15 protein-coding genes and 1 pseudogene are annotated in these 21922 nt (G+C 60.6%); 9 read left to right on the plus strand and 7 right to left on the minus strand.

From position 1 onward, the window contains the following. Positions 1-74: 74 nt before the first annotated feature. A complete protein-coding gene (locus B3N48_RS22740; protein ID WP_296187544.1) occupies positions 75-311 on the plus strand; it encodes a hypothetical protein in 237 nt (78 codons plus the stop codon). 84 nt (positions 312-395) lie between these two features. On the opposite strand, the gene B3N48_RS22745 is transcribed toward B3N48_RS22740, so the two are convergent. After that, positions 396-1310 (minus strand): LysR family transcriptional regulator, encoded by a 915-nt coding sequence (locus tag B3N48_RS22745; RefSeq protein ID WP_296187546.1) that lies wholly within the window; start codon positions 1308-1310, stop codon positions 396-398. Between the two features lie 468 nt (positions 1311-1778). Between B3N48_RS22745 and B3N48_RS22750 the strand changes: the two genes are divergently transcribed. The 5 genes from B3N48_RS22750 (at position 1779) to pgm (ending at position 10664) form a co-directional block, all read left to right on the plus strand. Beyond that, complete coding sequence (locus B3N48_RS22750; protein WP_296187548.1) at positions 1779-2801, plus strand: zinc-dependent alcohol dehydrogenase family protein; 1023 nt, start codon at positions 1779-1781, stop codon at positions 2799-2801. A gap of 591 nt (positions 2802-3392) precedes the next feature. After that, positions 3393-4898 carry a hypothetical protein gene (locus B3N48_RS22755; protein WP_296187549.1) on the plus strand — a complete coding sequence of 502 codons (1506 nt, stop codon included), beginning with the start codon at positions 3393-3395 and terminating at the stop codon, positions 4896-4898. 92 nt (positions 4899-4990) lie between these two features. Beyond that, entirely contained in the window at positions 4991-6388 is a 1398-nt protein-coding gene (locus B3N48_RS22760) for a PLP-dependent aminotransferase family protein (RefSeq protein ID WP_296187551.1), read from the plus strand. Positions 6389-6593: 205 nt separating this feature from the next. After that, the gene (locus tag B3N48_RS22765) at positions 6594-8870 is read left to right on the plus strand and encodes an ATP-dependent DNA helicase (RefSeq protein ID WP_296187589.1); all 2277 of its coding nucleotides are present in this window, start codon (positions 6594-6596) and stop codon (positions 8868-8870) included. A 147-nt stretch (positions 8871-9017) separates the two neighbouring features. Next, the gene (gene pgm / locus B3N48_RS22770; protein WP_296187552.1) at positions 9018-10664 is read left to right on the plus strand and encodes a phosphoglucomutase (alpha-D-glucose-1,6-bisphosphate-dependent); all 1647 of its coding nucleotides are present in this window, start codon (positions 9018-9020) and stop codon (positions 10662-10664) included. Between the two features lie 253 nt (positions 10665-10917). Here pgm and B3N48_RS22775 read toward each other — a convergent pair whose 3' ends face one another. After that, positions 10918-11613 (minus strand): pirin family protein, encoded by a 696-nt coding sequence (locus B3N48_RS22775; RefSeq protein WP_296187554.1) that lies wholly within the window; start codon positions 11611-11613, stop codon positions 10918-10920. A 460-nt stretch (positions 11614-12073) separates the two neighbouring features. Here B3N48_RS22775 and B3N48_RS22780 point away from each other — a divergent pair, with 460 nt between their 5' ends. Beyond that, positions 12074-14395 carry a UvrD-helicase domain-containing protein gene (locus B3N48_RS22780; protein WP_414704273.1) on the plus strand — a complete coding sequence of 774 codons (2322 nt, stop codon included), beginning with the start codon at positions 12074-12076 and terminating at the stop codon, positions 14393-14395. Positions 14396-14524: 129 nt separating this feature from the next. On the opposite strand, the gene B3N48_RS22785 is transcribed toward B3N48_RS22780, so the two are convergent. Further along, on the minus strand, positions 14525-14806 hold the full coding sequence (locus tag B3N48_RS22785) for a DUF1652 domain-containing protein (RefSeq protein WP_296187556.1): 282 nt from the start codon (positions 14804-14806) through the stop codon (positions 14525-14527). A 643-nt stretch (positions 14807-15449) separates the two neighbouring features. Here B3N48_RS22785 and B3N48_RS26985 point away from each other — a divergent pair. Then, positions 15450-16202, plus strand: a pseudogene (locus B3N48_RS26985) (MCP four helix bundle domain-containing protein); the annotation flags it as partial. Next, positions 16197-17060, plus strand: coding sequence for a methyl-accepting chemotaxis protein (locus B3N48_RS26990; protein ID WP_414704274.1), 864 nt, complete (start codon positions 16197-16199; stop codon positions 17058-17060). The pseudogene B3N48_RS26985 and the gene B3N48_RS26990, both read left to right, overlap by 6 nt. Before the next feature lie 360 nt (positions 17061-17420). Here B3N48_RS26990 and B3N48_RS22795 read toward each other — a convergent pair whose 3' ends face one another. The 4 genes from B3N48_RS22795 to B3N48_RS22810 form a co-directional block, all read right to left on the minus strand. Continuing rightward, the gene (locus B3N48_RS22795; protein ID WP_296187559.1) at positions 17421-18737 is read right to left on the minus strand and encodes an MFS transporter; all 1317 of its coding nucleotides are present in this window, start codon (positions 18735-18737) and stop codon (positions 17421-17423) included. Between the two features lie 76 nt (positions 18738-18813). Further along, entirely contained in the window at positions 18814-19779 is a 966-nt protein-coding gene (locus tag B3N48_RS22800) for a sugar kinase (RefSeq protein WP_296187560.1), read from the minus strand. Further along, a complete protein-coding gene (locus tag B3N48_RS22805; RefSeq protein ID WP_296187562.1) occupies positions 19772-20572 on the minus strand; it encodes a sugar phosphate isomerase/epimerase family protein in 801 nt (266 codons plus the stop codon). The genes B3N48_RS22800 and B3N48_RS22805 overlap by 8 nt, the downstream gene beginning before the upstream one ends. Before the next feature lie 103 nt (positions 20573-20675). Then, positions 20676-21659 (minus strand): LacI family DNA-binding transcriptional regulator, encoded by a 984-nt coding sequence (locus B3N48_RS22810; protein ID WP_296187590.1) that lies wholly within the window; start codon positions 21657-21659, stop codon positions 20676-20678. Positions 21660-21922 lie beyond the last annotated feature (263 nt).

A 21922-nucleotide genomic window follows, 5' to 3' on the forward strand; every position in this document is an offset into this window, starting at 1 on the left:
GAATCGAATACGGCGAAGGTAAATATCAGTGGTAATGATATTTCCGGTTACAAAGGCTCTGGGACGGGGTTCGCGTGATAACCGCCCGTGAACCCTTGCCCGCCAAGGACGTGACCTTCTGCAGAGACCCGAAGGACGATCACCAGAGGGACGTCATGGGCGAGGCACTGACAATCGACCGGGCGGCCATGCTGAGTCCTGCCAAGCAAGCGGCGCTCGCGCCGGGGCCCGCGCCCGCCCTGATCGATTGCGTGTGCATGTCGGGGAGCAGTTCGAAGGGTTGGCGCAGCAGCGACACGCCAATGCAATGACCGCTGCTGCGCGGCAGATGAGTCAGCACGGGATCGGCGAGAGTATTCGGTTGCGTCGGTAAGCGAATTGGGGAGCAAACAGGGTTAAAGGCTATCGGGGTCGCCAAAGAACATCTGAATCCGCGACCGCAGCCAACGCTCGCCAGGGTCGTTGTCCTGTGAGCCGCGCCAGGCCATGTGCAGCTCGAAGGTGCGGGATTCGATGGGCACTTCTTCGGCCCGGACGCCACCCGCCGCGGTCAACACTGCAGCGGTGTAGTCGGGCACGGTGGCGACGATGTCTGTGCCCGAGATCAGGGTGGCCAATCCATTGAATTGCGGCACCGCCAACACCACGTGTCGTTTGCGGCCGATCTTCTCCAGATACTCGTCGATGAAACCACCCAAATCGCCTGCGAACGACACCAGGGCATGAGGTCGCGCGCAGAAGTCGTCGAGCGAGATAGGTCCGGGCATGGAATCAGCGCGGAGCAGCTTGGGTTTGCTGCGACGCAGGATCTTGCGTTTGGCATTCGCCGGCAGGTCGTCGGTGTAGCTGACACCGATGGAGATTTCCCCGGACGACAGCAGCGACGGCATGAGGATGTAGTTGGTCCGGCGCACAACGAGCACGATGCCCGGCGCTTCGGAACGCAGGCGTTTGAGCAGCGACGGCAGCAGCGCGAATTCGACGTCGTCGGACAGGCCGATGCGGAACACGGCGGTGCTAGTGGCAGGGTCGAAATCAGCGGCGCGGCTGACGGCGGTGGAAATGGAGTCCAGCGCAGGGGACAACAGACCAAAGATTTCCACGGCCCGCGCGGTGGGCTCCATGCTGCGGCCGGTGCGGACGAACAACGGGTCGTCGAACAGCCCCCGCAGGCGGGACAAGGCGGCACTGATCGCAGGCTGACCGAGAAACAGCTTTTCCGCTGCACGGGTCACGCTGCGTTCGTGCATAAGGGTTTCGAACACGATGAGCAGATTGAGGTCGACGCGACGCAGGTCGTTGCGATTCATGACGGGGGTCTCAGGGACGTTGGTCGATTGTGAACGGCCAGGGGATCTATGCCAGTGTTGAGCTCGGGAACGGATGTTACGGAATGATGCTGATTCTGATCAGGGTTTAATGCGTGCGCAAGCATACAAACGTGTTAGGCATCACGGCCATCGATAATTTGCCCGGAACCTTGGCCAAGGGGGCGAGCCCAAGCGTTAAGTGCATGGGTACGATGAAGGCCCGACGAGGTCGACATTCGCGCCAATGCGGCTGACGTTCATCCGGAAGTCGCGCTTCGGGTTGCAATGTACGGGTGAGAAAAGAACAATGTCCGCCTTGAATACGTGAGCATTCGATGGTTATCTAATGGCCGCCTTTCAACAACAGAATCGATGACAGGCATGTCGACTATTAATAGCCACTGATAGTGTTACCGGCAGCGCCCGGATAGAGTTCATGGCATCAAGGTTCATAAGGCGAGGTTCGAAATGTCCCGCACGATCCGTTTTCATCAGTTTGGCCCGGCCGAGGTGCTCAAGGTAGAAGAGCTGCCCGTCGCGTTGCCTGCTCCCGGCGAGGTGCAGGTGCGCGTCCAGGCAATCGGCGTTACCTGGTACGACGTGCTGTGGCGACAAAATCTTGCTTCCTCTCAGGCGCGGTTGCCTGCCGGTCTGGGTTCCGAAATGGCCGGCGTGATTACCGCCGTCGGCGACGGTGTGGCTGAGTTGAAAGTGGGCGACAAGGTGGCCAGCTTTCCGTCGGCAGACCCGAACGTACACCCGGTATATGGCGAGCTGATTACATTGCCGGCCAATTCCGTTACCCGTTACCCCGATATCCTGACGCCCAACGAGGCGGCCGTGCATTACACGCCGCTGTTGATGGCCTACTTTGCCTTCGTCGATCTGGCTCGTGCCAAATCCGGCCAGACTGCGTTGGTCACCGACGCCAGCCACTGTGCTGGGCCCGCGTTCCTGCAATTGGGCAAGGCATTGGGGATCAAGGTCATTGCCGCGACCAAGACCGAGTCGTGCCGTGAGTACTTGTTGAAGCTGGGTGCGGACAAAGTCGTCAACACCGAAGAGCAGGACCTGCTCATGGCGATCAACAAATACACGGACAACCGTGGCGTCGATATCGTGCTGGACGGTCTGGGCGGTCCGCAGATGTCCATGCTGGGTGACGTGCTGGCCCCCCGCGGCAGCCTGATTCTTTATGGCCTGCAGGGTGGCAATCAAACGCCTTTCCCGGCCTGTGCCGCGTTCCAGAAAAACATTCAGTTCTTTGTGCATTGTGTAGGTAACTTCACCGGCAAGCCTGAATTGGGCATTGCTCAGGATGAGGAGTCCGTCAAACGTGCGCTGCGCGACATCAATCAACTGACCGCTGACCGGGTTCTGGTGCCGCAGATCACCAAGGTCTTTCCTTTCGACCAACTGGTCGAAGCCCACCGTCTGATGGACAGTTGCCCTATCGGCGGGCGTGTAGTCGTTGAAGTCGAACCTGCCTGAGCGCAATTCATCGCGCACAGTGAATGATCGACGCTGTGGCCAAGCGTCGAGGTAGAGGTCTCGGTCGCCGTTTTAAGGCGCCGCTGCGGTTTTACCGGCCATGCTGCATCCGACAAAGCCTTCCTGATGTGATCTGGAAGGCTTTTTTGTTTATAAGCATTATTTAATTGAACGACGTGTTTAGAGCAGGGATGCCGCTGGTTAGAGCCTGTCATTGTTATAAGGTGAACGCTTCATAAACACATACGTGTCAGTGAGTACTGGGCGTTTATATCTGGCCAGTATTCTCACGGGTATCTGTATCTTGTAAATACAAACGAGACATTGATAATAGCGGGGTCACTACAACTCAAGGAATGAGGCATGTCACACTTTTCGATGCGCCGGCTCCAGACTCGACGCCTGATGCTTGTCCAAGCCGATCACGGCCTTTCCGAACCCTATTGTGAAGGGCCTATCGCCCGCCAACCACGCTCATCGCAGAGGCTTGCTGCCCTCTGACGCTGCTGGGTATTCTGTTTTTCATGCTGGTCTGACCTCATGGAAAGTTGTGATGTTATCGCTGGACCGAGTCTTTCAGGTATCGACGTTATGAGTTCCATTCACGAACAGGCCATGAACTATGTTTACCAACAAGTGCTGCAGCGCTTGTTGAGTTATTTCAATCGGGCCGAAAGAACTGCACTGCAATTATTGATACAACGCTTGATCGTGGCCGCCGGCGGGATTGAACAAATTGCCAACTGGCGCGTCCTGGTAGCCTTCAGCGGCGGCAAGGACAGTGCGTATACCTTGGCGATGCTCCGCGCCGCTCAACTGAGTATTGCCGGTCGCTCGCCGGCCACGTTCCAGCTGCGCGTGGCCAACATGCGCCACGCAGGAATGACCTCGGCGGTCATGGACAATATTCACCGGTGTTATTCGGCGCTGTTTTTACATGATGATCCCCGGGTGGAGCTGCTGGTGGTCGATCATCAGTACATCCAGACGTTCGAGCCGGACCTGCCGTTTTCCACCGCCGGACGCGAGCAGAACCGCGCGGACATGTTGCTTGGCGGCCATCTGACGGCAGGCGATGCCCGGACCACCTTCTGTAACGCCTGCTACCTCGCAATGGGCGATTTCCTCGGGCGTGCGGCCAGTTGGGGGGAGGGCGTCAGCGCCGTGATCTGCGGCGAATCCCTCAAGGAGCAAAAGCAGTACGCCACCTGGATCACTCGTCTGGCGCGGCGCAATGGACACACCCTCGAGCATTGGCACACGCTGGGCTTCAGTCGCGCTCTCAGTACCATTGACAGTGTCGGTCGGGTCTATTACCGCGAGCTGTACGGTGAGGAATCGATGCCCACGGACTTCATGCTGCGGCCTCAGGGTTATCCCGACCCGAGCACTGGACCCGCGTTTCTTCCTGTCACCGATCTGATCGGTTTCAGAACCGAAGAACACTGGGCCTTGCTCACGGATTTTCTAGGGTTCCGGTTCGACGACCTGGCGTTCAGTTTCAGCGAATCAGATTGCGCGAATCCATTGCTGATGGCGCACATGCGTGGGCTCATGGCGCAGTTCGTTCAAGGGCGGGACTACGCTGACGGCATCGCCGAATACCTGGAACTCGCCGCCGGACTGATGCGCCGCAGACGCATGCCCAAACGCCTGATCCAGCAGGCGCTGGCTGCTTACGACGATCCGGAAAAAATCGAGGCGAGGCGAGCGCTGGCCAGTGGTTATGCGCAAGAAGCGTTCGGCCTCAATGAGACGCAACTGGTCTGCCTGCTGTTCGCGCCTTTCGTGGATGCAGGGGCGCGGCTGGAAGCGTTTCTGCGCGGCTGCCACCCCGGCATGTTGGTGGCGCAATCCGACTTGCACAAAGCGTTGGCCGGCCAGTCTGCGCCCGACCAAGTGGTTCAATGGCTGGTCGACGTCAGCGGCTTGAGCCTGCAAGGCTTGCAAAACCTCTATGCCCGGTCTCGGGTGGACTTCACCGATGACCGCTCGATCATCGCCCGCGTACGGGCCAGTGACCCGGACAAAGCCTGGGTCATGACCGTCGATCCGGTCACGGGCGAACCGGTGGCGGAGCGGATCTCCGGCCGCTGAGTGCCTGATGGCACGCGGTAAAGCGCCTGTCGGCCGCCGCGTGTGTTTCTTTTCATTGACCCTGCGCCTTGCGCATGGATGGGGTGTGTCCGATGAATAACCACAAAAGCGACTTTGCCTACCAGATGGTCTATCGCTACCTGTCGAAACTGACCCATGAATTGCCAGAAGGGCCTGCCGTCAAGCTGCCGTCCCTGCGCCTGCTGGCCCGACGACTTCGAGTGTCGATTTCTACCGTTCAGAACGCCTATGCATTACTGGAAAAGGAAGGCCGCATCTGCGCGGTGCCCAAATCCGGCTATTACGCACTGCCCCAGCCTTGCAACGATATCCATTGCGAGGGTGTGGACCTGCTGACGCGTTTTCAGGCCGGCACCCGCCGTGCTGACATGTTCGTGTTTGGCGCCGACGAGCCCACGCTGCTGCAATCGCTGGACGCCACGCTGCTGAGTCTGGAACGCGACTTGATGCGTCAGTACCCGAGTCAGTCCGACCCGCGCTATCAGCCCTTCGGCGACATCGAACTGCGCACGGCACTGGCCGCGTATTACACCTCATCTGCCGAACATTGCTGGCACCCGGACAACGTGTTCATCGGTCCGGACAAGACTGGCGTGCTGAGAACCGTGCTCGAGGCCCTGCGACTGCGGGACTGTGCGGTGTTGGTCGAGTCGCCCTGTGGCTGGAACATCCTGCGCACGCTGCAATCCTTCGGCATCCGGGTGATCGAGTTGTGCACGGACGTCGAAGGGCGTATCGACCTGAATGAGCTGGAAGGTCTGCTGCGTCACAGTGATGTGAAAATGGCGCTTCTGTCTTCGCGTATGGACACCGTGCGTGGCCGCATCATGGCGCCCGAGCAACGGCTCCGGGTGGCCGAGGTGTTGAATCGTCAAGGTGTGTGGGTCTTGGAGAACGACAGTCAGGGCGGTCTGTGTTTCGACCCGCAGTTCACGCCGTTGCGGGACTTGATCGATCCCCAACGGTTGTTGATCGTCGGCTCCTTCGACAAGACCATTGGCCTGGAAGCGCCCTTTGGTTACCTGCTGACCCGCCACTCACGGGAACTGTGGCATCAGCAGCTGTTGCTACGTTCGTTCCGCCTGCCGCCGCTCCGGCAGAAGGCCATCGCCCGGCTGTACAGCTCCGGGCAACTGGACAAGCATCTGCACGGGCTGCGCACCTGCCTGCAACAACGGGTCGACCACCTCGCGCTGCTGATCGACGACTTTCTCGGCGACGACGTGACCTTCGAACGGCCTCAGGGCGGCGCGACGATCTGGCTGGAGAGCAAGCACCGGGTGGACATGGGGCGAGTATTCGAGCGTCTGTTGGAACAACGCATCGTCATCGCCCCGGGCGAGCTGTTCAGCGTGCGCGGGCTGCACCAACAGAGCCTGTGTCTGAGCGGCGCGGCGGACTGGAGCCAGAACATCGAGTCGATGCTCGTGCATGTCAGGAATGCGTTGGTGCAGGAGCGTTTGGGGTAGGGCATTCGTAGCGAACATTCAGGGGCGCGGCGTTGCTCTGGTCAAGGACGCCGCCGATCCATTTCCGTTTGCCAGACCCACCGCGCACCTGCTATCTGTATGCCCGTCCAGTATTCAGACTGCCCGTTGCCATCCTCCCGTGACCGCCATCCTCTCCCTCGAACCCGCTGTCGGTGCCGCCCCGGATGCATCGCCGTCCGCGCCTGTGCAGTCGGCGGTCGATCCGCACCACGGCTATGCCATCGCGGTGCGGGCGTTGTGCGAGTTCACGGCCAAGGTCGGGGACCTCGACTTGCGTTTCACCCCGTCGCCCACGGCGCAGGAAGGCATTGCCGGGCATCGCGCGGTGGCGTCTCGCCGCGGCCCGGACTATCAATCCGAAGTTCCTCTGTCCGGTACCTACCACGCTTTGACGGTGCGGGGGCGGGCGGACGGCTACGACGCTGCGCTCAATCAATTGGAAGAAGTGAAGACCTACCGCGGCGATCTCGACAAGATGCCGGCCAACCATCGACAACTGCATTGGGCGCAGGCCAAGGTCTATGGCTGGTTGATCTGTCAGCAGTTGAAGCTGTCCGAGGTGACCATTGCGCTGGTGTATTTCAACATCGTCAACGAGCAGGAAACCCTGATTCGCGAACGGCACAGCGCTGATGAACTTAAGGTCTTCTTCGAGGCGCAGTGTCAGATTTTTCTGCACTGGGCACGGCAGGAAATCACCCATGTTCACGAGCGAAACCAGGCGCTTGCAGCGCTCAAATTCCCCCACGGCGCGTTCCGTGCGGGGCAGCGCGTGCTGGCGGAGTCGGTGTACAAGGCGGTCAGCACCGGGCGCTGCCTGATGGCCCAGGCGCCGACGGGCATCGGCAAGACCATCGGCACGGTGTTCCCGATGCTCAAGGCGGCGCCCACCCAGAAGCTCGACAAGGTGTTTTTTCTCACCGCCAAGACCCCCGGCCGCAAACTGGCGCTGGATGCGCTCAGCGTGATCGGCCGCAGCGCCCCCGAGCTGGATTTGCGAGTGCTGGAAATGGTCGCGCGGGACAAGGCCTGCGAATTCCCGACCAACGCCTGCAATGGCGATTCCTGCCCGCTGGCCAAAGGGTTTTACGATCGGCTGCCTGCCGCGCGCAGCGAAGCCGTTGCCCATCGGTGGCTGGATCAGGCCGGCTTGCGCGACGTGGCCTTGCGGCACGAGGTATGCCCCTATTACTTGAGCCAGGAAATGGCGCGCTGGGCGGACGTGGTCATCGCCGACTACAACTATTATTTCGACCTCAACGCCTTGCTGTTCGGGCTCTGCCAGTTCAACCAGTGGCGCGTCGCGGTGCTGGTGGACGAGGCACATAACATGGTCGAACGCGCGCGGCAGATGTACAGCGCGGGCCTCGACCAATTCGTCTTGAATCAGGTCCGGCAGGGCGCTCCGGAAGCCCTGAAAAAATCCCTGCAGCGGCTCAATCGCGAGTGGAACGCCCTGCACAAGGACCAAGTCGCGCCGTACCAGGCCTATGCCGCCACTCCCGGCAAATTCCTCACCGCGCTCAGCCTGTGCGTCGCCGCGTTCGGCGATTACTTCAATGACCATCCCCACGCGGCCAGCGGCGAATTGCAAAGCTTCTATTTCGAGGCGATTCAGTTCGGGCGGATTGCCGAACTGTTCGGCGAGCATTACCTGTTCGACATCAGCAAGCGCGAAGCGAGGGGCAGTAAGGCACTGTCGAAGCTGACCCTGCGCAACGTCGTCCCGGCCGAATTCATTCGTCCACGGCTGACCGCAGCGCGCAGCACGGTGCTGTTCTCGGCCACGCTCAATCCCCGGCATTTCTACCGCGATCTGTTGGGCTTGCCGGAAACCACGGCGTGGGTCGATGTCGAGTCGCCGTTTCAGCGGGCGCAGCTGGACGTGCACATTGTCAGTCGCATCTCGACCCGCTATACCCACCGCCAGGCATCGCTGGCGCCCATCGTCGGGTTGATGGCCGAGCAGTTTCAAGCCCGCCCCGGCAACTACCTGGCGTTCTTCAGCAGCTTCGATTACCTGCAGCAGGTGGCGGAATTGATGAGCGCCCGCCATCCAGGGATCCCCATGTGGCAGCAGTCCCGGGGCATGGCTGAAGGGGATCGGCAGGCCTTCCTCGACCGCTTCACGCTCGACAGCCAGGGCATCGGCTTCGCGGTGCTGGGCGGGGCCTTCGGTGAGGGGATCGATTTGCCCGGTGCGCGGCTGATCGGCGCGTTCATCGCCACCCTGGGCCTGGCGCAGATCAACCCCATCAATGAACAACTCAAACAGCGCATGAGCCTGCTGTTCGGTGCGGGTTACGATTACACCTACCTCTATCCCGGCGTGCAGAAAGTCGTTCAGGCGGCGGGGCGGGTGATCCGCGGTCAGGAGGATCGCGGGGTGGTGATGCTGATCGACGATCGGTTCGCCGAGCGCAAGATTCAGCAGCTCCTGCCAGCGTGGTGGCAGCTGTAGGAAGACGCCCGCAAATGAGTCAGGTGTTTACGGATCGATAGCCGAGCATGGCGGTCCAACTGCCAGTAAACTGCCGAGTGTCCGGCATTTTTATCTTTTCCGACCCGTCTTTTCTTTTTCTACGATTTTCATCCACGGAGGTTTCCCATGAGCATCAGTCCATTCGCAGGCAAACAGGCGCCTGCGGAATTGCTGGTCGATCTTCCCCGTCTGGTGACGGCGTATTACACCGGTCAGCCGGACGCTTCGGTTCCCACTCAACGCGTGTCCTTCGGCACATCCGGTCACCGAGGCAGCTCGTTCGACCTGAGCTTCAACGAGTGGCACGTTCTGGCCATCAGCCAGGCGATCTGCCTGTATCGTCAGGCCAACGGCATCGACGGTCCGCTGTTCCTCGGCGCTGACACCCACGCGCTGTCCACGCCCGCCGCCGCTTCGGCGCTGGAAGTGCTGGCCGCCAACGGCGTCAATGTGATGATTTCTGAAGGCGACGAGTACACGCCGACCCCCGCGGTCTCCCACGCCATCATTTGCTACAACAAAGGCCGCACATCCGGCCTGGCTGACGGCATCGTGATCACCCCGTCGCACAACCCGCCGGAAAGCGGCGGCTTCAAGTACAACCCCACCAATGGCGGGCCGGCCGATTCGCACATCACCAAGTGGATCGAAACCAAAGCCAACGAACTGCTCGCCGAGAAAATCGTCGGCGTGAGCCGCATGAGTCATGAAAAGGCTCTGCGCGCTGAAAACACGCATCGCCATGACTACGTCAACACCTATGTCGCGGACCTGAAAAACGTCATCGACATGGACGCCATTCGCGGCGCGAATCTGCAACTAGGCGTCGATCCACTGGGTGGCGCCGGCGTGCGTTACTGGTCGGCCATTGGCGAGCATTACGGCCTGAACCTTGAAGTGGTGAATACATTCGTCGACCCGACGTTCCGCTTCATGAGCGTGGACTGGGACGGCAAGATCCGCATGGACCCGTCGTCCAACTTCGCGATGCAGAGCCTCATCGGCCTCAAGGATCGGTTCCAGGTGGCCTTCGCCTGCGACCCGGACCATGATCGCCACGGCATCGTCACCCCCACCGGCGGCCTGCTGGCGCCGAACAATTATCTGGCGGTGTCCATCGATTACCTGTTCCAGAACCGCCCGGAATGGCGCGCCGACGCGGCCGTTGGCAAGACCGTGGTCAGCAGCGGCATGATCGACCGTGTGACGCAGCGCCTGGGTCGCCGCTTGTACGAGGTGCCGGTGGGTTTCAAATTCTTCGCCGAGGGCCTGTACGAAGGCTCGCTGGGTTTTGGTGGCGAGGAGAGTGCTGGGGCCTCGTTCCTGCGCCGCGACGGCAGCGTCTGGACCACCGACAAGGATGGTCTGATCCCGGCGCTGTTGGCGGCCGAAATCCGCGCGCGCGAGGGTCGTGACCCGAGCGAGATGTACAAGGCGCTGACCGATGAGCTGGGCGAGCCGGTGTCCACCCGCGTCGAAGCCAAGGCGAATTTCGAACAGAAAGCGCTGCTGAGCAAACTGTCGCCGGAGCAAGTGACCTCCACCGAGCTGGCCGGAGAAAAGATCGAACAGATTCTCAGCAAGGCGCCAGGCAATGGCCAGGCGATTGGCGGTTTGAAGGTCATGACCGAAAACGGCTGGTTCGCCGCACGGCCGTCCGGCACTGAAGACATCTACAAGATCTACGCCGAGAGCTTCAAGGGGGAGGACCACCTGAAGCGTCTGGTCGCCGAGGCGCAGGTGTTGGTGGATTCGGCGATCGCGCCGAAGTAAGTCCGAATGTCGCCCGGTGGCGGCGCGGTGATGCGTCGCCGTTTCCGTGGAAAACGCCGAAGGTGACAATGGCAGCGAGAGCGGCGTGTCAGAAGAACGCTCGTTCACTGACCTACCGCTTCGCTGCCGTCGTCCCTCCGGCGTCTCCTACAGGATCGGCGAAAGACAACCCAGACTGATAATGCTGTGACAAAAAAACGCCCCGGTTCCTCACGAAACCGGGGCGTTTGCGTTTCAGCGTTTCATCGCGATATCAAGCCACATCCACCAGCACAATTTCGCTGTCTTCAATGGCGGTTACCCGCAACACGCGCTCTTGCTCGACCGCCACGCCATCCCGCGCCTGAGCCCGCAGGCCGTTGACGTCGATGCTGCCGGTGGCGGGCACCAGGTAGGCCCGGCGTCCTTCGTCCAGCGCGTATTCCGCTGTTTCGCCTGCTTTAAGATTGGCGGCGACCAAGCGTGCATTCGCCCGAATCCGCAGCTCGATGTCATCGTCCGCTTTGCCACTGGCCAGCGTCACGAAGCCTTCGCGGTTGCCCTTCGGAAACGGTTTGGCGCCCCAGGACGGTGGCGCACCGACCTCATCCGGCATGATCCAGATCTGGAAAATCCGCGTCTCTTTCGACTCCAGGTTGTACTCGCTGTGGGCCACACCGGTCCCGGCGCTCATCACTTGCACATCGCCCGCTTCAGTACGACCGCGGTTGCCGAGGCTGTCTTCGTGGGTGATCGCGCCTTCACGGACATAGGTGATGATTTCCATGTCGCGGTGCGGGTGGCGTGGGAAGCCCGTCCCGGCCTCGATCACGTCGTCGTTCCACACCCGCAACTGGCCCCAGCTCATGCGCGCCGGATCGTAGTAGTTGGCGAACGAAAAATGATGATGGGCGTTTAGCCAGCCGTGGTCGGCGCCGCCGAGTGATGTGAAGGGTCTCAATTGCAGCATGATCAGTTCCTCAGTTAGCAGGGCCGGGCCGTTGAAGGGGGCACCGCTGTTAGTCGATGGAGTGATGATCCGCCAAATTCATATCGATAAAAAGCGTAAGTTTTGCGTAATAACTATTCAGATATTCGATAGCTCTTCAATGCTGACGCTCGTCTTCTTTGTGCAGTTGATCGGCTAACCCCCTGACCGCAAAGCATTTCGCTGGAGCTTGGAGACGAATGGGGCGACCATAGGCGCCTATTTTCAAACGTTGATAGCCGGAGCCCGCGTGTCGCACGATTTCCCCGCCGAGCCACCCCACGAACTGCCTCCCGACCTGACCACACCCGATCGTCTGCCATTCTTCAAACGCCTGCTGGCGCGCCTGGTTGGCGGGAGCCTGTCGCGTTTGCAGGCACAGCATGTGCCGTCCTGGCGACAAGGACACGCCGATGGCTTTCTCAACGGCCACGCCGAGGGCATGAACGAGGGCTACGCCGAGGGGCATCTGGACGGTATCGAAGAGGGGCGGCGGGTGCTGGTGATTCGTGACACGCGGCCTTTGGAGCATCGCGGGCCGAAAGTCGACGATCACCTATTCGATGACTGGCGCCTGCCGTTGAACGCCGAACTGAAGAAACGTATCAAGGCCGATGTCGCCGAAAAGCTGCCCACGCATGCCCAGCCGACCGCGGCGCAATGGAAAATGATCTTCAGCGACACGCCGTCCACCTACGTCATCGCAGGCGCAGGGGCAGGCAAGTCGACGTCGCTGGTGTTGCGCGTCGTGCTGCTGCACCACTACCTGGGCTTCGAGCTCGATGCGATGACCGTGGTGACTTTCACCCGTGAATCGCGCAAGGACTTCATCAACAAACTCATGGAGGTCATGGCCTTGTGGGGCCATGACCTGTCGTTGCGCGGGGCCCGCGACGTGGTCCGCACCTTTCACTCGCGGATTCTGCCGCTGGTGCGCAGCCTGCCAGGCTTCGAGCAGGTGCAAGCGTTCGAGAACCTCAGCAGCCAAAACACGGACCTGTTCGGCAAACGCCTCGACGACGGCGAGGACAGCAATCCGTTCGACCTGCGCATCAACGACGCGCAACGGCAGCAGATGAACCTGTGCTACCGCGACCTGTACGCCGCCAACCCGCGTTTTCGCGAGGTCATGGCGCCGCTGTACCGGCATTCGTTGCAGCTCAAGGAACTGGATCGCGACCACCCGGACGTGCAGAAACGCATCACGGTCATGGGCCTGTCATCCAAGCGCGATGAAGAACTGTGCGATGTCATCGAAGACCTGTGGATCCGTAAGGGCGCATGGCCGATTCAGGGCGTCGAGCCGATGCGCCAGACGGTGGAAGTCAGCGGTCTGACCTTTCATGTGCACGGCTATGCGGCCGAGCTGGATGCCTGGATCGTGCTGGGGTTCGACCCCAGCGAAGACCAGCATCTGCGTCGGCCTGACGCCAAGCTGCCGGTGTGGGCCGAGTGGGTGATCAAGCGCACGCTGTTTCAGGCGTTCTGCCGCAAGCCGGTGATCTGGCTGGAAAACTACGACGCCGCGCGGGGCATGTTGCAGTCGCTGTCCGGCGCAGCGGTGGCGGGGCCGGGCTTCGAGTACAAGGTCAAGGGAGAACTGAGCGCTGCGCCTTTGCTCGATTGCTTCGTCGCAGCCGCCGGTTTCATCGAGAACCTGGGGCTGGACGTCCCGGACGCCGTCGCCCAGATGCATTTCTCCAGCGACGACCCGGACCGATTCTTCTTCGAGGCCTTGAGCCTGTTCTGGAAAGCCTTTGAGGATCATCTGCTGGAACAGACCCCGCCGGTGATGACCTACAACCGCATGTTTTCGCTGTTTGGCGAAAAGTCCCCCGAGAACCTGACGCTGGTCAGCGACGACGGCCTGCGTCCGCTCTCGCACTTGATGATCGACGAGTTTCAGGACGTCTCGCCGCAGATCGTCTCGTGGATTCGCGCCAGTCTTCGCGAGGTGCGCAGGCGGGGCGTGACGCTGCACAGGGGCCGTGCCGCGCAACGGTCGTCCCTGTTGTGCGTGGGCGACGATTGGCAATCGATTTATGGCTGGCGCGGCAGCTCGCCGAAGTTTTTCATGGAGTTTCCCAAAGAGTTTTCGTCGCCCTCGACCACCAGGGTCATGCTCAGCGACAACTTCCGCAGTCATCAGCACATCATCGATGCCGCCGAGCACATCGTTCGCGCGGCTCCCGCTATCAGTGGCAAGAAGGCCCGGGCGAGCGGGGCGGAACAGGCCTTGTTGCCGGTCACGGTGCTGGACCGCGACGATGATCGGCTCGTCCGGAGCCTGATCGAGCACTACAACGCCGGGGATTCGGTGCTGCTGCTGTACCGGAAGGGCAGCGAGCGGGCGAAATTGCCTGAAGCGTTGCAAACGTTGGCCAATGCCGATTACGCGCTACCGCCCCATGAACGGCGCCTCAAGCAGCTCACCTACCACAGCGCCAAGGGCTTGCAGGCGGACGCGGTGTTTCTGCTCGGCGATTGTCAGCACTTGACCCAGTCGCCCTACAAGAATCAGGTGTATCAGTTGGCCGGGTTGGGCCGCGAAGGCGATCTGGACGCGTTCGATAACGCCCAGAAAGACGAGGTCCTGCGCCTGGCCTACGTGGCAATCACCCGGGCGGTGCGGCATTGCTATTGGTTCATCGACGCCACGGGGAACGATGAGACAGGCACCTCAAGCGCCTCGTCCCGGGTGGCCGGGGACAAAACGTTCTTCGACGATCAGCGCGGGGAGGTCAATGTCGACGCGCAGTTGTGAGTGATACCCGCCCCCCGTGGGAGCCGGCTTGCTGGCGAATGCGGAGGGCCTGTCAACTCATGCGTATCTGAACCAACGCTTTCGCCAGCACGCGGACTTCCGGTTGGTCATGACAGCTAGCGGCCGGGATTAAGCCTGATGCAAATAAAGCGTCTGCTGCGGCACGAAGGTTTCCAGCTCGAGTTCGATCGCTTCGATGATGCGCTCCACGTCCATGGCATTCATCACCGTTGCACAGGGGATCCCAGCAATCGCGATCACTGTTTCGCCACTGGCGCGGTCGAACAGGCGGGCGACCATGCTACTGGGCGCGTCCATGGTGGCCTCGAAGCCGACGGGATGGAAATGCCAGCGCATCAGCTGACAGGCGTTGGGGAACGTGACTTTATTCATGGGGCCCACCTCGTTCAATCGAGCAATGCCAAAGCTCCGCAGGGCAGGGAATTAAGTGTCTGGCATCCGGCTTCGGAGTCGTTACGGCGCGTGTGCTCATGCACAGCACCGCTTTGTTGTGCTCTGCGTCCGTCGAAGCCGGATTCGCAGATTGGAAGTCAGGTAAAGGTAGCACCGAGTTCTTACAGTGATGAGAAAAAAATCCTACATCGCCGTTATTTTGCGCGTTCGCAGACGCATCATATCCCTTTATAACTTGCTGTTATTTTTAAGCTCTCGTTATAAGTTTTTAGAAATAAGGCCTATTGCCATGTACTGTTAACGCTCATTTGGAGCTTTAATATGTTCAACGTGTCATTTTTATAACGTCAAACTATTAACCTATTGCCAGTATTACTGAGCCTGACAGCGACCGTCAGTTATTACAGCCGCTTAACTCAGTACCTTTGGATCCTGAAAAGCAGCAGGGCTAAAAAATATTTCCAAGAGTCCTGAATAAAAGTTCAAGTGCGGCCGATAGAAGATCAGGGGCTTAAAAATATTAAAAGAGCATTCGTTCATCACTGTCTGTTGCCATGGCGGTCATGGATCGAATGCCAGATCGTGGCAGGGATGCACTTCGTCGCACTTTATAGAGAGACATCCCATGTCCATAAGAAGCATGAACATCGCGCCACGCGCATTTTTGGGGTTCGCCTTCATCGCGGTTCTGGTGATCGGTCTGGGCTTTTTCTCCCTCAACCGCATGGCCGTGATCCGGCAAGCGACGATAGACATGGAGTCTAACCAACTGCCAAGCGTGGGTTATCTGGGCAACATGCTGGAAAACACCCTGCGTTTGCGAATCACCTCGTTCCGCACGCTGGTCAATCGCGAGCCAGCGGCCTTGCGTGAAACCGATGGCCGCATTGCCGAACTGATCGGCAAGTTGCAGGACGCGAAGAAGAACTACGCGGCGTTGCCGGCCGAAGGCGAAGAGTTGTCAGTGTTTCATCAATTCGAGGCAACGCTGACAACTTTCCTGGACGTGCAAAGCCAAGTGCTAGAGCTCTCGCGTCAGGAAAAGATCGATGACATGCGCAACTTGATCAACACGCGCATGAAAGACGCCACTGATCTGATGGGCACGCAGATCAACCAACTTATCGCCATCAATAAAGCCGGCGCCACGGCGGCGGCAGTGGTCTCCAAAGAGCAATATGACGGTGCCAATGTCGGGGTTATCTCGGTATCGGTCGTGGCAGTATTGCTGACCGTTTTATTGGCATGGTTGCTGACTAAAAGTATCGTTAATCCGCTGTCCAGAGCGGTTCGTGTGGCAGAAGAGATCGCCGGTGGGGATCTCACCCGACCGATCGAGATCGACGGCAAGGATGAAGCGACGCAATTGTTGAAGTCGTTGGCGGCCATGCAGCAGCACCTGCGCAAAACCATCGAGCTGATCTCGGGTTCGGCCACGCAGTTAGCGTCCGCCGCCGAAGAGTTGAGCGCGGTGACCGAGGAATCCTCACGGGGTCTGCAACAGCAGAACAATGAGATTGAGCAGGCCGCCACGGCGGTGAACGAGATGACGGCAGCGGTGGAGGAAGTGGCGCGCAACGCGGTGTCCACCTCGGAAGCCTCACAGCAGTCCAACCAGACGGCGCTTCAGGGCCGTGATCGGGTGGTCGAAACAGTCAAGTCGATTCAGGACATGACCCAGCAGATCCAAGCCACCACCGGTCTGGTCGAAGGGCTGGCGGAGCAGGGCCGCGACATCGGCAAGGTACTGGACGTGATCCGCTCCATTGCGGAACAGACCAACCTGCTGGCGCTCAACGCGGCCATCGAGGCGGCGCGAGCCGGGGAGGCAGGACGCGGGTTCGCGGTGGTGGCAGACGAAGTGCGCGCACTGGCCCATCGAACCGCGCAATCGACCACGGAAATCGAGCAGATGGTGGCCGGTATTCAATCCCGCACCGGCGACGCGGTGCAGTCGATGTCGCGCAACACCGACAGCACCCGCAGCACCTTGAGTCTCGCCAGTGCGGCAGGGGACGCGCTGGAGCTCATTACCGAGGCCATCGCCCAGATCAACGAACGCAATCTGGTGATCGCCAGCGCGTCGGAAGAACAGGCGCAGGTGTCCCGGGAAGTGGACCGCAACCTCGTCAACATCCGTGACCTGGCGGCTCAAACCGCAGCAGGTGCGAATCAGACCAGCGCGGCCAGTCACGAACTGTCGCGTCTGGCGGTGGATTTGAAAGCGATGGTGACGCGGTTTGTGATCTGACGCAGCATTCTGTGGGAGATTCTATGGCTGCGGGCAAACCGCATTCGCCAGCAAGCCGGCTCCCACAGGGGTCATGCATAGGTCATAAAACCTGCGACCGACATCGTATCCACGGGAGCCGGCTTGCTGGCGAAGGCGGTGGGTCAGTGATACCTGAATGACTTGACACTCCGCGTTCTCCCGACCACGGCCCTCATCAGGATGGCCCCCAAAGGGGTGATGCATAGGTCATAAAATCTGCGACCGACATCGTATCCGTGGGAGCCGGCTTGCTGGCGAAGGCGGTATCGCAGATACCCAGTCAGGTGACTGACATACCGCTTTCGCCAGCACGCCAGCTCCCACGAGGTTGCGATGCGGTTATGGATGCGCAGCCGCACGACGAACCGTGGTCTCATCGTGCACGGGCTTTACCGTCGTATCCGGCCTCAGCAGCAAGGTCAGCACCACCGACACCAGCAACGCGCCGCTCATGAACAGATACGAAGCACTCAGCGTACCGGTCACGCCGTTCAGATAGCCGACCAGATACGAACCCGCAAATGACCCGAGTGCGCCAAGGCTGTTGATCAGTGCCATGGCGCCGCCCGCAACGTTGGCCGGGAGAATCTCCGGAACGATGGCGAAAAACGGGCCGTAAGGCGCGTACATGCAGGCCCCGGCAATCACCAGCAGCGAGTACGACCACCAGAAATGCTCGGTGCCCAGCGCATAGGAGCCATAGAACGCCACCGCGGCCAGCAGCAGCGGCGGCCAGACGAACAGCTTGCGTTTCTGAGTCTTGTCCGAGGCCCACGAGACCACGACCATGCCGATCACAGCGGCCAGATAGGGCAGGGCCGAGAGCCAACCGGCCTCGACCATGTCCATCTGCATGCCTTTCTTGATGATGGTCGGCAGCCACAACACGAAGCCATACACGCCGATGCTCCAGCAGAAGTATTGCGCGGCCAGCAGCAACACTTTGGGCGAGCGGAAGGCTTCGGCGTAATTCTTGACAGGCTTGATGCCGACTTGCTCGGCATCGAGCCGCGCTTGCAGTTCGGTCTTTTCCTCAGCGGTCAGCCACTGGGCCTGGGCCGGACGTTCGTCCACCAGGCGCCACCAGATGAAAGCCCAGATCACCGCAGGCAGGCCTTCGACGATGAACATCCAGCGCCAGCTGAAGTGCGCGACCAGATAGCCCGACACCACCGACATCCACAGCATGGTCACCGGGTTGCCGAGGATCAGCACGGTGTTGGCCCGTGAACGCTCCGCCTTGGTGAACCAGTAGCAGAGGTACACCAGCATCGCCGGCATGACCGCGGCTTCCACCACGCCGAGCATGAAGCGAATCCCGATCAGCATGTAGGCGTTGGAGACGATACCGGTCAGGGTTGCCAGGCCGCCCCAGAGGATCAGGCTGACGAAGATCAGCTTTTTCACGCTCTTCTTCTGCGCGTAGATCGCCCCCGGCACTTGAAAGAAGAAGTAACCGAGGAAGAACAGCGCCCCCAGCAACGATGACATGCCGGGGGTGATGTGCAGGTCTTCGGCCATGCCCGAGGCGGCGGCGAAACCGTAATTGGCGCGGTCGAGATAGGCCAGGCTGTAAGTGATGAACACGATCGGCATGATCAGCAGCCAACGGCGTTTGAGGCCTGCGTGTTTCACGGTGTCGAGTAGCTTTTCCATGTCGGGCTCCCTGAGGATATTGTTCTTGTCGCAGCAGGTGATGGGACGGCGGTGCAGATTGGATCAGTGGTTCAGATCAGGCGGTTTCTCGCCGTGGGGGCAGTGCGGCGTGGGCGGCTTGCAGCGCCGCGCGGTCCGGCAGGCCTTCCATGTCACCTCGGCTCTGCACCGCTTGAGCGCCGATCCAGTTGCCCCGGGCCGTGGCTTGGGTGAAGTCGAGGTTTTCCAGCAACGCGCTGATCACGCCGACCGCAAAGCCATCGCCAGCACCGACCGTGTCGATCACCCGCGCCACCGGGACGCCGGGCACAAAGGCTTCATTCAACTGTGTGCGGTAATACGCGCCTTTGGCACCGAGTTTGATCACCACCGCCTCCACGCCCTTGTCGAGGTAGAACTGCGCGATGTCTGCCGGGGTGTCGTGGCCGGTCAGCAATTCGCCCTCGGCCATGCCCGGCATGACCCAGTGAGCGAGGCTGGCGAGGTGGTTGACTTCACGAATCATCTCGGCCTGACTCGACCAGAGCGAGGGCCGGAGGTTAGGGTCGAACGACACGCTGCGCCCCGCGCCACGCATCTGGATCATCAGTGTGCGAGAGAGTTCGCGGCAGCTGTCGGACAACGCCGCCGGAATGCCAGTGACGTGCAAATGCCGCGCGCTGAGCAATTCGGGGGCGATATCGCTGACGGACAGATGACTGGCCGCCGAACCGCGCCTGAAATACTCGACCACCGGGTCGGCACCGTCCTGCTCCAGCGACTTGAACTGAAAGCCGGTGGGGTGCGCCGCGTCGACAGCGACGTAGCGGCAATCGACGCCCTCCTGGCGCAGACTTTCAGTCACGAAGCGGCCCATCGAGTCGTTGCCTACACGGCTCAGCCACGCCACGTTGAAGCCCAGCCGCGACAGGCCGATGGCGACGTTGCTGTCGGCGCCCGCGATGCGTTTTTCGAAGTGGCGAACGGCGGCAAGATCGCCAGCCTGCTCGGCCACCAGCATGGTCATGGTTTCGCCGAAGGAGAGGATGTCGATCTCAGACATGGCTCAGGGCCTCCGCCGAAAGGTTCACGTGCTGCTGGCCCAGTCGGGCAAGGGCCTCAACATGGGTGCGGGTGACGGCCAGCAGATCGTCGCCTCGCAGCGGGAATTCGATGGCCCGTGGCAGCCCCACCGGCATGTGCGTGAGCATCTGCTCCCAAAGGTGTAGGTCAGCCTGGCGCGGCGGCACGGCGACCAGCTTGCCCGCCGCGTTGCGGGACACCGCCTTGCAGTGCACGTATTCGACGTAGCGCCCCAGTTTCCGGGCGGCAGCGGTGGCCGATTGCCCCTGCCATAGCCAGTTGCCGATGTCGAAGGTCATGCCGATGGGCATTTGCAGCGCGTCGATCCGGGCAAAGAACTGGACGAGGGGTTCCAGGCGGCCGCCTTGCGGGGTCTGGTCGTTTTCCACCAGCAGGTGCACGTCGTAACGCGCCAGACGCTCGGCCAGTGCCGCCACGTCGCTGTCTTCAGTCAGATGGCCCAATGAGACTTTCAGCCATGGCGCGCCGCAAGCCGTCGCCCGCAGCAAGGTCGGCTCTAGCTCTGGGTTGGGCGCATTTTGGCCTTCGAGCCACACTTCCAGCGGCGCCGAATACAGGCATTCCAGCCCTTGGGAGCGAATGGCTTCGCCGAGGGCCGCGAGGTCTTCTCGGCCTGTGAACAGCTCTTCACGCAGTTCAATGCGAGTGACGCCAGCCTCGACCAGGAGGGGGATAAAACTGGCCTGGCCTCGTTCGCGAACGAGATCGGCACCAAAGGCGCCCAGGCTGATGGCAACGGGGAATCGGTTCATTATTGTTGTCCTCTGAAACCGGTTTCATTTTTGTTCGAGCAAAGGTATTGGCAGAAGTTCTTCAAACAGACAGGCGGCAGGTCTGCCTTGTCGAAAATGGACGTCAGGATCGCGGGCGGGTCGACCCGCGCACGATCAACTGAGCCGGAAAATCATACAGCCGTGCTGGCTGCTGGTCGCCGCGCAGGCGATTGAGCAGGCACTCGAACGCCGTGACGCCAATGTCGTGGGTCGGTTGGGCGAGGGCGGTGATACCGCTGCCGACCAACGGGTACCAATCCAGTTCGTCGAGGGCGATCAAACCTATGTCGTCGAACAGGTGGCAGCCCAGTTCGTGCAGCTGACGGGTCGTGGCGAGAGTCGCCACGCCATTGCCAGTGAACAGCGCTTTCGGGCCATGACCCTGATCGTCGAGAAAAGCGCGCAGGTGATCGCGCAGGGCCGGGCCGGTTTCACAGACCTGGCCACGGAAGCTGCTGCGTTGGGCAAGACTTGTCTTGAACGCATCGACTCGTTCGACCCGCGAACTGGTGCCGTCCTGGGGTTCGGTGACCATCAGAATGTCGCGATAACCGGCTGTCTGCAGGTGATCCAGCGCCTGGCGTACCGCATCGACGTTATTCAGACCAACCAGATCGCTCGGCAGTTGATCGACCTTGCGGTCCACCAGCACCATCGGCAATTCAGTGTGCAGTGCACGCAATTCTTCAAGGTGATGGCCGAGTGTGTTCACGATCAGGCCTTCGATGTTGTACGAACGCAGGGCGGCAAGGTGCAGGCGTTCCTGTTCGTCGTCGCGGTCGGTGTTGCACACCACCAGGCTATAGCCGTGCTTGCGGCAAGCGGTTTCGACGCCGTGCATGACGGCAATGGAATAGGGGTTGCGAATGTCAGCCACCAGCATGCCGATCAGGCGTGTGCGGCCGCGTTTCAAGCCGCGGGCCATCTGGTTGGGGCGGTAACCGAGGGTGTCGATGGCGTGTTGAATGCGCCGGGCGATGGCCTCGGACAGCAACTGCCGATCATCGCCGATGAAGCGCGAGACGCTGGCTTTGGAGACGCCGGCCATGTCGGCCACGTCATTCATAGTGACGCGGGCACGCGTCGGTGTCGGAATACTGTTCACGGCCTGACCCTTATTGGATTTATCAGCAGGCATTTATAACGAGCGTGCGATGCTCTGAAACCGGTTTCAGGAAACACCAAAGTGGGGGGCGTCGTCAACTCGGGATCGGATAAAAGGTGGTGCTTGGGGTTCTTGGTGTTTCGATGGCGCTTCGTACATCGCCATCGCGAGCAAGCTCACTCCTACAATAAACAAGCGTTCCTCTGTAGGAGTGAGCCAACTGT

Source organism: Pseudomonas sp. UBA1879, assembly GCF_002338065.1.
GTDB lineage: Bacteria > Pseudomonadota > Gammaproteobacteria > Pseudomonadales > Pseudomonadaceae > Aquipseudomonas.